General features: G+C 48.0%; 10 protein-coding genes, 1 tRNA gene and 1 pseudogene. 6 read left to right on the top strand and 6 right to left on the bottom strand.

All coding sequences use genetic code 11. The annotated features are described in order from the left end of the window. Window positions 1-5: 5 nt before the first annotated feature. The 5 genes from J0L70_RS14720 to J0L70_RS14700 are packed head-to-tail and all read right to left on the bottom strand — an operon-like array spanning window position 6 to window position 5892. On the bottom strand, window positions 6-1346 hold the full coding sequence (locus J0L70_RS14720) for a cobyrinic acid a,c-diamide synthase CobB (RefSeq protein ID WP_287455135.1): 1341 nt from the start codon (window positions 1344-1346) through the stop codon (window positions 6-8). After that, a complete protein-coding gene (locus tag J0L70_RS14715) occupies window positions 1346-2080 on the bottom strand; it encodes a hypothetical protein (protein WP_190651915.1) in 735 nt (244 codons plus the stop codon). The genes J0L70_RS14720 and J0L70_RS14715 overlap by 1 nt, the downstream gene beginning before the upstream one ends. A 3-nt stretch (window positions 2081-2083) precedes the next feature. Continuing rightward, on the bottom strand, window positions 2084-3499 hold the full coding sequence (locus J0L70_RS14710; RefSeq protein ID WP_017286753.1) for a NupC/NupG family nucleoside CNT transporter: 1416 nt from the start codon (window positions 3497-3499) through the stop codon (window positions 2084-2086). Then, on the bottom strand, window positions 3499-4332 hold the full coding sequence (locus tag J0L70_RS14705) for a glycosyltransferase (protein ID WP_268183902.1): 834 nt from the start codon (window positions 4330-4332) through the stop codon (window positions 3499-3501). Before J0L70_RS14705 ends, J0L70_RS14710 begins: the two co-directional genes overlap by 1 nt. Window positions 4333-4389: 57 nt before the next feature. After that, window positions 4390-5892 carry a glycosyltransferase gene (locus tag J0L70_RS14700; RefSeq protein ID WP_287455134.1) on the bottom strand — a complete coding sequence of 501 codons (1503 nt, stop codon included), beginning with the start codon at window positions 5890-5892 and terminating at the stop codon, window positions 4390-4392. A gap of 257 nt (window positions 5893-6149) precedes the next feature. Between J0L70_RS14700 and J0L70_RS14695 the strand changes: the two genes are divergently transcribed. Together J0L70_RS14695 and sppA are read left to right on the top strand one after the other, a co-directional pair. Then, complete coding sequence (locus J0L70_RS14695) at window positions 6150-8789, top strand: DUF4912 domain-containing protein (RefSeq protein WP_287455133.1); 2640 nt, start codon at window positions 6150-6152, stop codon at window positions 8787-8789. Between the two features lie 106 nt (window positions 8790-8895). Continuing rightward, complete coding sequence (gene sppA / locus J0L70_RS14690; RefSeq protein ID WP_287455132.1) at window positions 8896-10701, top strand: signal peptide peptidase SppA; 1806 nt, start codon at window positions 8896-8898, stop codon at window positions 10699-10701. 68 nt (window positions 10702-10769) lie between these two features. Here sppA and J0L70_RS14685 read toward each other — a convergent pair whose 3' ends face one another. Beyond that, entirely contained in the window at window positions 10770-10985 is a 216-nt protein-coding gene (locus tag J0L70_RS14685) for a hypothetical protein (protein ID WP_017286758.1), read from the bottom strand. 174 nt (window positions 10986-11159) lie between these two features. On the opposite strand from J0L70_RS14685, the gene J0L70_RS14680 reads away from it, so the two are divergent. From J0L70_RS14680 to J0L70_RS14665, 4 genes and pseudogenes are all read left to right on the top strand, one after another. After that, window positions 11160-11231 (top strand) — tRNA-Val (locus J0L70_RS14680). Window positions 11232-11702: 471 nt separating this feature from the next. After that, complete coding sequence (locus tag J0L70_RS14675; protein WP_017286874.1) at window positions 11703-12143, top strand: hypothetical protein; 441 nt, start codon at window positions 11703-11705, stop codon at window positions 12141-12143. 158 nt (window positions 12144-12301) lie between these two features. Further along, the gene (locus tag J0L70_RS14670) at window positions 12302-12586 is read left to right on the top strand and encodes a hypothetical protein (protein WP_026148470.1); all 285 of its coding nucleotides are present in this window, start codon (window positions 12302-12304) and stop codon (window positions 12584-12586) included. 155 nt (window positions 12587-12741) lie between these two features. Continuing rightward, a pseudogene (locus J0L70_RS14665) lies at window positions 12742-12929 on the top strand (rhodanese-like domain-containing protein); the annotation flags it as partial.

Genomic DNA, 12929 nt, shown 5'->3' with positions numbered 1-12929 from the left:
TCTTTTTAAGGATAGCGATCGCTGCGGAATTTAGTACAGTATCGAACAAATCGCTGTGGGATTTGCGAAGTTGCGCCCCAGTGTAGATGCAGATAGGAAGCGTGTAATTTGGGTGTTTGCCAACCGTCGTATTGCATCGACGATCGAGAAAGGCCTGTCAATTCAAATAAAGGTTTCTCTGATTCAGTTGTAGGACTCGATCGATGAAATTCATGCCCGTGTAGTGTCTCGTCTTTTTTGACGATCGGGGTTGTTTGTAATGCGGTCGCTTTGCGATATCCCAAGGTTAAGCGCGATCGCATGACGGTTGTTGTTGGAATTGCTCCAACCATTGAAAAAGCTTGTTCTGAGAAATCGATAATTTTTTCACTGAGATACATCAGTCCACCGCATTCTGCATAAGTTGGCATTCCCGATTGAATGGCTGCTCGAATTGCGTGTCGTGTTGCATGATTTTCGCTCAGCGTTTCTGCAAACATTTCAGGAAAGCCACCACCAAAATACAGTCCATCTACATCATTGGGGAATGTATCTCTTAAAGGACTCCATTCGATTAGTTCCGCTCCTGCTTGCCTCAGCAGATCAAGATTGTCCTGATAGTAAAAATTAAACGCGGCATCTCTTGCGATCGCAATTTTGACAGATCTTGAAGATTCAGGAACTGAGACTTTTGGGGTTGTTGCTGTTTTCAAATAGGGCATCAATGCGTCCCAATCGAAGCAAGACTCCCCTAATTCGGCTAAGCGATCGATTAACTCAGTCAATCCTGGCAGTTCATCGGTTGGAACTAATCCTAAATGGCGATCGGGAATCTCGATCGCGTCTTGTCGCCGTAAAACTCCCAAAATCGGCACATCTATTAAGGCAGATTTCAGCAGTTCTAAATGGCGATCGCTGCCGACTCGGTTTAAAACGACTCCCGCAAATTTCAATCGCGGATCAAGCGATCGATAGCCATGCACGATCGCAGCAACCGAGTAAGACAAGCTTCGACAGTCCACCACGAGCAAAATCGGCAGATTTAATAATCGAGCGATATGAGCAGTACTCGCAAAATCTTTGTGTCCAGCGGCTCCATCGAATAAGCCCATCACCCCTTCTACGATCGAATACTCGGAAGCCCGTTGAGCAAAGCACTGCTGTACATAAGCTTCCGAAGTTAAAACCGGATCAAGGTTATAGCAAGCTTGCCCCGTCACATGACGATGAAACATCGGATCAATGTAATCAGGCCCAACTTTAAACGATCGCACTGTCAGATTGCGCCGTCTCAATGCAGCTAACAATGCGAGCGTGACCGTTGTTTTGCCTGCTCCACTCCGTTCTCCTGCTATTACAAACGCCATTAACTTGCCCGCAAACTATTTGCAATTGTAGTTGCTGCACCTAAAACGCGACTTCCCCCTTCGTTTGTGGCTGCAACTAAAACGAGCAAAACACTATTACTGGTCTGTCTTGCCACAATGACACCGCCAACCGGTTGAGTTGCACCTGCGATCGTCAAATTCCCTGTCCAATCGATCTGCACACCACCTGGGATTGATCGCACTTCACCTGTTTGAAATCCTTCCCCCTGGCGAAATGCATTCTGTGCAGCAGTCACTAATGCTTCATTTGGAATAATACTTCCAGCGACACCCAACTGAGATTGAGGCTGAGCAAGAACGCTATAAGCTAAATTTCCATCTGGAGATTCGATCAGAACCGTTCCAGCAAGCGGACTGACTTTGTAGTCTTTCAGGATTCCAACGATAAAACGTCCGTTGGGATCTTTATAGTCGCCACTGGTCGGCAGTGGATCTGCCGTGGGTGCAGCAGGTAGCGGCGCAGGCGCAGGAGGCGCAATTGGAATTGGCGCAGGGGATGCCCCAGGAGACGCAACCGGAGAAGTTGTAGGTGAAGGAGAAGCTGTCGGAATTGGCGGACGATTCGCAGGTAAAGACGGATCAACCGGAATCGGAGCAACCGGAACGCCTAAAGCTCCAGTTGGGGTAGGAGCAGGAGTTTGGGCAATGCTGGAGAGAGTTGTGAATAGGACAATTGCGAGAGCAAACCATCCAATAAGCCAATTGCGTTTCATGTTCTACCCTCTCAAAACCGATGGATTACCAAGATAAAAAACACCCGCCACACAACCAATCATCAAAGTTGCGAGAGTCGCAGCCCAAAGCGCTTTCCAGCCAACACTTGCGAGTTCTTTACGACGCGATGGAATCAAACTAGAAAATCCACCGACGAAAATTCCAACTGAAGGCAAATGCGCAAATCCGCAGAGACAATAGCTCGTAATCACTAAAGCTCGATCGCTAATTCTCCCCTGACTTGCTAATACTCCAAGCTGTTGATAAGCCGGCACTTCTGTTTCGAGCAATCTGCGTCCAATCAACACCGAAGTTTCCCAGATCTCGTTCCAGTTTGCAGAAACACCTGTGATTGCCGTTAGTGGAACAAACAGTGCACCGACGATATTTTGCAGCGTCACAATTTGGAAAATAATGCCAATGCGCCGAATCGTTAAATTGTTACTTTCGGCAAGTCCACCTAAGTTCGCAAAAAAGAGATTGACGATCGCCACTAAACCGAGCACAGCAACGAGCAAAGCCGCGATCGCGATCGCTAATTTCACACCGTCCAATGCGCCTGCAATCACGCTTTCCATCGCGCTCGACGTACTCTCTTCAGGTTCTTCTTCTTTGGGTAAAGCAGCGATCGTTTTAGGCGTTTCTGTTTCCGGCACCAAGAGTTTGGACACGACAAAACACGCTGGAATTGCCATGAACGAGGCTGAAACCAAATGCCCAGTAATATTCGGAAATGTTGGACGTAACAATCCCGCATAAAGTGCAAGAACAGTAGAAGCGATACTCCCGTAGCAGCAAGTCAAAATCGCGCAGAGTTCGCTACGAGTCATATTGGCGAGATACGGACGAATCACTAATGCCGATTCAATTCCGACAAAAATATTAGTTGCCCCACTGAGTGCTTCTGCACCACTGAGATTCAACAATCGGTGAAAGATTTTTGCAAAGAAATTTACAATCGGTTGAATGACGCGCAAATGATATAGCAAAGACATCAATGCCGAGAAAAAGATCACCGAGGGTAATGCTCGGAAGGCAAAGACGTAGCCTAAATTGAGATTGTCTGGACTTAAGCGATCGCCTGCAACTGGAACATAAGCTGGCGTAATCGCGCGGGCAATCCAGCGCCCCGCTAAAATTGGACCAGGTGTGCTGACATCTGGAACCAAGAGCGAGCCAAACAGAAACCTTGCTCCTGCTTCAGTGGCATCTAAGATGGCATTCACACTGTTGCTAATCACGGTCACAACCGCGCGGGTGACAGGAAACGAAAACACCAGCAATCCGAGAATTAATTGCAGTGCGATGCCCCAGAGAATCACTTTCCACGGAATCACACGGCGGTTTTCAGACCCGATCCAGGCAATTCCACACAGGATAAAGATTCCAGCAAACGATACTAAATTTAACCAAGACATTATTGATATCGACCTAGCTGATCATTAAATCGGATTTTGAGCAGATCCAGAAGCATTTTAATCGAGTCGCGTAACAGATGAACTTTCGACATTTTTTTCTGATGCTGTTTCGAGACGATCGCCGGAACTTCTCCGATCGTATATCCCCACTGTTTCGCTAAATAAATTAGCTCCACATCAAACGAAAATCCGGTTAAAATTTGGTAAAAAAATAATTGTTTCGCAGCCGATCTCCGAAATCCTTTTAGCCCTGCCTGCATATCGCTGTATTGCAAGTTCAAAATCCTACGGGATAAGAAGTTGAAAACTTTTTCGGTAATTTTGCGATCGAAGTTCTCGGGCTGGTGACGACCTCGTATCAGAGCGCGATTGCCGATAACAACATCGCAAGTCTGCAATTTTTCAATCAATTTATCTAGGTGGGCAAGTGAATAAGCCAAATCGCCATCAAGAAAGCAGATCAAATCACCATCTGCATATTCAACTCCTCGCCGAATCGCATACCCTTTGCCTGCTCGCGGTTTGTAAGACAGCAATTTAATCTGAGGCGTTTTTGCAATCCGAATCCCGGCGGTGATGATGTGTTTCGTGCGATCGCTCGATCCGTCATCTACAAAAATGAACGTAAAATTGGGATGCGTTTTGAGATAGTGCAAAACCGCTTCAAACGTTCGCTGAATGCAAGCTTGTTCGTTATAAACCGGAAGCACGATCGAGACTTGCTCAAGTGGATTCAACCGGGGCGAATGTGGAGCAGATTCATGTCCATGTTGGGGAGGACGCGGATTCGTCAGTTTTGCCCAAGCCTCGATCGGGTTCCAAGGTCTTTTCATGCTTTATTGTGCAAATTGCCGCTTCACTCAAGATACAGGATTTAGAAACGCTCAACCCTAGAAAAACTTAATTTTCCGAGAGGCGTAGAGGCACATTCGCAATAAAACTAATCCCTCACGAACATGCGCAATATTAGATGTGCCATAAGTTCGAGGTTGATACCGAACAGGCACATCGACTAGATGCAAGCCCAGTTTGGTTGCCCCAAAGAGTAAATCAAAGTCACCAAACGGGTCAAAATCCCCAAAATAGCTTCGTCCGGCTGCAATTTTTTCGTAATCATCTCGCCGCAAAACTTTTGTGCCGCATAGCGTATCTTTGATCGGTTGTCCGAGTAAGAAAGAAAATGCCAAGCTAAAAAACTTATTTGCCCAGTTATTTAACCAAGGCATTGCCTTGCCTGATCGCGGATAAACCAACCTTGAGCCATTGATAAATTCGCCGCGATCGCGAGCAATCACCTCAAAGAAATGGGGTAAATCCTCGGGTTGCACCGTCAAATCTGCATCCAAAATCATCAAAATATCGCCCGTTGCCTGTGCGAATCCAAGCCGCACCGCATCCCCTTTGCCTTTTCCTGTCTGCTGTAAAGCCTTTAAAGTAAAGTGCGGATGCCCTTGACTGACCACGTTTTGAATCTCGTTCCAAGTCTCGTCCTGAGAGTGTCCTTCGATAAAAATGACTTCGGTATGACTTCCTAATTGCGGTAAACGCGCGATCGCATCTCGAATATTGCCTGCCTCATTGCGAGCAGGCACAATGACTGAGCAAGAGTAATGGTGTGTATTTGCTCCAAACTGAGGCTTTGCCACAACGTAATTCGTGAGTCCTAAATGATTCAGGATCGGCAGATGCGCCAAAAATCGATTAAAAAAGGGTGCGATTACAGGAATCTGCTTGGGACACAAGAAACGCCTGCTCGATCGCAGCGGTAAGTAGCCTGTAATTTGAAGTAAATTTTGCACATCGGTCATCGATAACCAACTTTGAGCAGGCTGGGGACGACGCTGACCAATTTTCTCAGCGAAGTGCAACAAAGGCTGCCATAAAAAATTGTGAAAGGTTAGAAGCAATCGGGTTCGAGGATGGCAAAAAGGATGCAGTCTTGTTAATACTTGCTGCACATCGCTTAAATGTCCTAATACTCCAGAAAGCACAATAAAATCAAACTGGAATTCTGCCGGATTGAGATCATCCGGACTGAGCGTTTCTGCATCTAAGCAATAGAACTGGAGATGAGGGTATTTTGCTTGAGCAATCTGAATCATGGGTTCAGAAAAGTCAATGCCGACTCCGATCGCAGGATCAAGTGCAGCGAGTAAATTTCCAGTTCCACAGCCAATTTCCAGGACTCGGCGACCCGGTGGAATGAAGAATTGATGCAAGCGATCGAGGTCTTGATAATAATATTGATTGCGCTGATTCCAGCGATCGATCTGCGCTGCAATGTGATCGAAATACGATCGCACCTCTGCTTTAAAAGCATTTTGATAGCCTGAATCGATCAATTTGCCTGACATCGTGAGCGTGACTTCTTCTTGCCGCTGCGAATTCTGCATTCCACACTGATTGATATTTTGAACGCCCCAATCTTCCCATATTCATCCAACCATTAATAAACTCTTAACAGCGGATCAAAACGATTAAATTCATCCTATGGTGATCAATACGCGAATCTAATGGTATGAATTGATATGAATTCGGACGTTCTCAGGTTCGATTCAGGGTTCGATTCAGAGCCGTTCGTATCCAGTTGCACTTGTCTTTATGGGCTGCAACGGTGTAAAAAAGTTTTTGCTCCCACAGGTAAAAAAGTATGGTGCATAAAAAATATTTCTCCGCAGTCGGCTTTGCACTTCTCTTGACCACCACCGTCGCAGAAGTACAACTGGTTCGAGCACAACAATTTCCCACCTTCCAACTTCCGGCTTCCGTGAAAGCGGGCACCAATGTCCGAATCGATGGCTCAACCAGCATGGCAGCGGTCAACGATGTTTTGAAGAAAGGATTCGAGCAGAGATTTCAAGGCACGAAAGTTAACATTGCGGCTAACGGAGTTCCCGAAGGCATCAAAGCCGTTGTTGAAGGAAAAGTGGATCTCGCAGCGATCGGGCGACCGCTCAACGAGCAAGAAAAAGCGCAAGGCTTAACGGCTGTACCCGTGGGACGAGACAAAATTGCAATTTTGGTCGGTGCAGACAACCCCTTCGCAAAAAGCATCACGATTACCCAATTTGCCAAAATGTTTCGCGGCGAAATCAAAAACTGGTCAGAAGTGGGTGGATCTTCTGCCCCGGTGAAATTTGTCGATCGACCGGATTCTAGCGACACCCGCGAAGCGTTCAAAAGCTATCCTGTCTTCAGACAAGGGAATTTTGCAACAGGCGCAACGGTTGAGAAACTGAACGAAGATACGACGAAAGCAGTTGTCTCTAGACTGGGCAACACTGGTATCGGCTACGTGACGGCGAATCAAACGAAAGGTTTGGCGGGCGCGAAGGCAATAGCCTTGGATAATGTCGCCCCAACCGATCCTCGCTATCCCTTCTCGCAAGCGCTTTACTACGTTTATAAAGGTGAACCGAACGATGCCGTGAAAGCCTTTTTAGGATTTGCGACGGCTCCAGTCGGACAAAAAACGCTCACCCAATCCGGAGTCGCGGATGCGATCGCGCTAAGTGCTGCCGCTCCAGCTTCAGGCAAGAAAGTAGAGGCTAAACCTGAGGCAAAAGCACCGACCAAAGCAGGTACAGACGATAAAAAAGCCCCAGTTGCAACTGAAAAGAACGCAACAGGCACAGCGGGAACCACAGCTACCTCTCCAAGCGGCAATAACGCTCAAGATGGAACCTCGCAAACTGGGGACAGCAATCCTTTAGCATTCTTGTTCCCAAGTAGCGATACAGCCGGGGCGAATGGCGCAGGAGCAGGCACAGGGGGCTTACCGAACTGGCTCTGGTGGCTCCTCCCAATTGCTTCTGGTGCAACCCTGCTCTGGATGCTCGCTCGCAGTCGTCGCGGTCCAGTCGATGCAGGTGCAACAGGTAGCTTTAATGCTCCTGGCTATGCCGCCGGAGATTTACCAGAACGCGATGATACGTTCAGCGCCCCTTATGTAGAAGGCGGGTTTGATCCGCTCCACGGCGATCGCAATGGCTCCGCAGCGGTTGATGCGCCTGAATTCGGGACTGGGCTAGGTGTCGATGCCAATGCAGACGCAAATTTCGTCGGAGATGCGACTCGGGCAGGTCAAGATGGATTCGGGGATTGGGGCAATCTTGGAGGCGCTGCGATCGCGGGAGGAACTGCGATCGCGGGAGGCGCCGCCGCTTGGTCAACCTTTGGTAATCGGGGTCAGCAGAGCCGAGTCGTGCTCAAATCGCGTAGCCCTCAAGAAGTTGAGGCATTTTGGGATCTTCCGAGCGAGGAGCGTCAGGCAATGCGTCAGCAGGGGGGCGAGAAGCTAGCGCTCCGGCTGTACGATGTCACCGATATCGACTTGGAAAATCAGCCTGCTCACAGTGTTCAACAATTTGATTGTGATGAATTAACCCAACGTCAACGCTTGCCGATCGCACTCCCTGATCGCGATTATCTCGCTGAAATTGGCTATCTCACTCCAGAAGGTCAATGGTTGGGATTAGCTCGATCGACCCATGTGCGCGTTCCGGCAACTTCGAGTTCTAATTTCCTGGGCAATATAGCGAACGCGGGTAGTACAGCAGTGGCAGGCGGAGCCGCAGCTGCAACAGGTGCAGTCGATTCTGCAAAATCTTTCTTGTCAGGCGATCGCGATGATGCGTCTACTGAATTGCCTGAAGCAGAACCTTCTGACTCGCCGAATTGGTTCCAACGAATTACGAATCGAGCCGGGGAGACTGCTAGCGATACTGCTCAAACGGGGGTGAATACTTTTGCAGGAGGCGCAGCAACTGCAGGAGCCGCAGCAGCCGGAGCAGGAGCCGCAGCTTGGTCATTCTTATCGGGTCAACGCAAAGACTCGCAAGACGCTGCTGTCACTGAACCGAATCAGTTTGTCACGGGCGAGACAGCGATCGATTCCCATGAATTTGACCCCGATCTCGTGGATACCAATGTGTTTGTCTCAGGTGAACCGAATTCATTTACGACAAGCATCAGTGAAGGGCGTTTGGTGTTGACTCCTCGAAATTCTCGATGGGCTTATGCGTCCTGGGATATTCCTCGATCGTTGCGTTCTCGACTGGATATCAGTTCTGGTGAGAATCTGGTCTTGCGGCTGTACGATGTGACAGATGCAGGAACGCAATTGCCTGCTCGCTATGAGGAACATGACATCGACGATATGGCATTGAGCTGTGATGTGCCGATTTCGCAAGGCGATCGCACTTATATGGCTGAGATTGGCTATGTGAATGCAAATCAGGAGTGGACGAGTCTGGTGCGATCGCTGCCAGCGTATGTTCCAGAAAATTAGGGAGATAGGGGGATAGAGAGATATCTCCACTCCCCCGCCTTCCAACTGATTCTGCAAAAACAGATGTAGCATGGAAAAGCGACTTCTTCCCATGCTTCTCTAACGTATGCGTGACTTTCTGAAACACACCCTCGCCACTGTACTTGGTTTGTTTATTTTTCTAGGTATCAGCGTGGGTGGGCTTTTACTGCTACTCATCTCGATTTCGATGATGGCGGCTCGTGATTCGGCTCCGACGGTGCGAGACAAATCTGTCTTAGTGTTTGACCTTTCGCAGACAATTACGGATGCGCCTGCTAGTGCTAGTACTCGGGATGTTCTCAATGATGCGATCGCTGGAAATCGTCCCAATGTGATTGGGTTGCGATCGGTGTTAGATGCGATCAATGAGGCAGCAAAAGACGATCGGATTGTCGGGCTATATCTGAATGGGGGCAACAATCCGAATACGACAGGTTATGCAACGTTAAGAGAAGTCCGTTCCGCTCTAGAGCGCTTCAAACAGAGTGGCAAACGAATCTATGCGTATGATGTCGATTGGCAGGAACGCGAATATTATTTAGGCTCTACCGCAGATACGATCGCCATGAATCCGATCGGTGGGCTGGAAATGAATGGATTAAGTTCTGAGGGCGTGTTTTTTGCTCAGGCTCTCCAACGGTTTGGGGTAGGTGTGCAGGTGACGCGGGTCGGTAAATATAAATCGGCGGTTGAGCCATTTTTGCAGAATCGTCGCAGTCCGGCAGATCGCCAACAAACTCAGAAGCTATTAAGCGACATTTGGACTGAGATCTTAGGTACAACGAGCAAAGCTAGAAAGCTGACTCCTCGACAACTGCAAGCAATCACAAATCGCGCCGGGCTGTTAGACCCTCAAGAAGCCGTCAAACAGAAATTAGTCGATCGAGTCGCGTATTTCGATGAAGTGATTGCAGACCTGAAGAAGATTACAGGTCAGGACGATGATACCAAGTCGTTTCGACAAATTAGCGTAAGAAATTATGCACGAGTTGCAGAGAGCAACCGCAATGATCGATCCAGTCGCAATCAAATCGCCGTTGTTTATGCTGAAGGCGAAATTGTCAATGGGCAAGGTGCGACTGGGCAAATCGGAGGCGATCGCTTAGCGAGACAACTGCGAGAATTACGGTTAGATGACGATGTGAAAGCTGTTGTGCTGAGAGTCAATAGTCCAGGTGGCAGTGCGACCGCTTCAGAGATTATTCAGCGTGAGGCAATTTTGACCAATCAGGTCAAACCTGTGATTGTTTCGATGGGCAATGTTGCCGCATCGGGTGGATATTGGATTTCTACCTATGCGAGTGAGATTTTTGCAGAGCCAACGACGATTACAGGGTCGATTGGCGTTTTCGGCAGAATTCTCAATGTGCAGCAACTTGCGAATCGCAATGGAATTACTTGGGATGTCGTCAAAACGGGTCGATTTGCGGATGCTCAAACCGTTTCTCGTCCGAAAACCCCTCAAGAGCTAGCCCTGATTCAAAAGAGTGTCGATCGTATTTATGATCAGTTTCTCACCAAGGTTTCAGCTTCTCGCAAGTTGCAAAAGTCCAAGGTGGCAGAAATTGCTCAAGGTCGGGTTTGGTCAGGGATTCAGGCGAAGCAATTGGGCTTAGTTGATCAATTGGGTGGGTTGCAAGACGCAATTCGAGCCGCAGCCGAGCGAGCCAACCTTGGGGAAGATTGGCAAATTGAAGAATTTCCAAAACCGCGATCGTTTGAAGAGCGCTTGCTCGAAAGTTTGATGGGATCGAGCATTGAAGAATCTACCGCGATCGATCCGCTCACCAGCGAGATGAAAAAGTTCCAAGCCGAGCTAGAAAGCCTGAAATCGATGAATGATCCTCAAAACGTTTACTTGCGATTACCCGTGGATTTATTCATCAAATAAACCTGAAATAAAAAAGTCAGAGCATTTGTGCTCTGACTACATTGAAGCGTTTATCGATGGAAGCCCAGTTAGAAAAACATTTGCCGAGAAGCGAACTTCTCAAAATCTGCTTGGGTTTGATGGAGTAACTGCTCCCGATGATCCGGAGTGTTGGTCAGTCGGGGAACGAGATTCCGAGCTTGTAACGCCATATGAAGTTGAAGATGAGCGACGTATTCACTGAAGTCCTCTTGAGCAGCGACTTGAGAGGGCAAGTGTGCCGATTGCTGAGTGCGCGAATCCAAAACGTATTCTCCCTATCAAACTCACGACAGATGTTTAGCTTACAAACTGATTATTCCAGCAAGTCCCCAAATTGCGCCATACTTCTTTAAAGTTGTTTACGTTTCACATTGGATTTGCGGATAAAAAATTAGGACTAGACAAGCCGAGAGAAGTTTGCTACTGTAAATAACTGCGGGCGATTAACTCAGTGGTAGAGTGCATCCTTGACAGGGATGAAGTCACTGGTTCGAATCCAGTATCGCCCATCAATTTCAGGATACCGAGTTTCATAGCTCCCTAAAACATCCCTAAAACTGAGTTACAACCGAATAAGTGAGACGCGATATCAAAGCGTATTCACAGCTTCTTAAGGGAAGAGAAACCTATGGGAAGTCTATGAATACCAAGACTGATACCGCTGTTTTTTTCGGTATGTCCACAACTTGCAGTTTGATTTTATAAATGCAAGTTGTGGACGTGCGTACTAAAGTTCAGTTGTATCAAGCGTGATCGACACAATTTGCCTCTAGAAAACATAAGCCCGTTCCCTATTCCAGTGGCAATGGAAGGAATCGGTTTGATGATAAATTTCGAGTCTGCATCTGCGCCGATGACGACCGCAGCATAGCTGATTCTAGCGATCGTGCTTCGGATCTACGCGGTACTAGCTTGGTTACGGTACGCTGAAGCATGGAGGCTTTTTCGTACCCATTTCGTTGAGCGATTGCTTTTATCCCATGAATAGCGAATCTTCTCGTTCGTTGCCCTGGCTCTCGTTAGGACTGTTTTGGTGCGCTTATGCCATGCTCGGATGGTATCTTGCGGCGCATCATATTATCTGGCTTGTTGGAGCCGCCGCAATCCTTGCAATCGTGATCATTTCTGGAACGGGCAGGGCTTTGCTTGAGCAGTTGTCCGGAGTGATTTCTCGCACTTTATTGATCGTTGTATTCCTGAGCTTTTTGATTAGTGTCTGTGCATTTCTATTTGTCAGCAAGTTTGAGTTCTTGGGTTTAGTCTTTCTGCCACTTGTGACAGCGGTTCTAGCGGATCTCAGCCTGCGTTCTGCGGGGTTTGAGCAGCGTCAGATATGGATTTATCTTGTCGTTATCGCTGGATTAGGAATCGGTTTAGGCGAGGTGTTCGACCTTGTATTCCTTCCGAGCATGCGGTACTGAAGAAGTCCAAATCATTAGAGCCGCGATCGTAACCGCTCTCTACACTGCCAGAAACTATAGCGAAGACGAAGCCTCGTATGAATGGGTAAATTTTCAATTAAAGCTGATCCCTCAATACTGGGAGGAGCCCTGAGTTAACCGAGGATTTTTGCAAACTTGTGAAGTCGCTTCGGCGGCGGCAGGAAGCTTACGCAAATCTTGAGGCACAACAGGGGAATTCTAAGCCCGTTCCCTCAAGATTTGCGCCAATGGAAAATCAATGGACAGCCCGACCCTGGAAAGTATTTCAAGGTGTGGGGATCTCATTCCTGCTGATCGTGGTTCTCGCCTTCATCTATGGCAAGTTCATTCATCACCCGTTGCGTATCTGGCTGGCGGATGGGGAATGGTGCGTCAGATTTTCTCCAGATGGATCGGGAAAAGTCCTCTACGGCTTCGAGTGAGATCGTTAACAGATTGAGATAGTCCAGCCTTGTTTTTCTCTGGTTTGATAAGCTTGAGTAGCTCTGACGGGATCTCTATCAGTAGGATTGCAGCAGAGTTATGGAAAATGGGTGCCAGTCAAGCTTCTTCGATCTTCTTTGATAAGGAAACAGTGATGAAATATCTCGCAGTGGCTCTCCTCTCTTGCATCGTTCTGTCCAGTGAGATGCTGGCTACTTCTAGAAATCAGGCAGCGATCGCCGCTCCCAAACCCCCTTTAGATAATCCGGCAATTGATATGCCAGGGTATTTGCGCGTTTCCTATGAAGCTGCAAAGCATCGGGAGACACGCCGAATTTCTGA

Origin of the sequence: Leptolyngbya sp. UWPOB_LEPTO1 (genome assembly GCF_017302695.1) — a bacterium.
Classification (GTDB): domain Bacteria; phylum Cyanobacteriota; class Cyanobacteriia; order Leptolyngbyales; family Leptolyngbyaceae; genus Leptolyngbya; species Leptolyngbya boryana.
The sequence above is the reverse complement of the archived record's forward strand: the minus strand, read 5'-3'. Positions and strand labels throughout refer to the sequence as shown.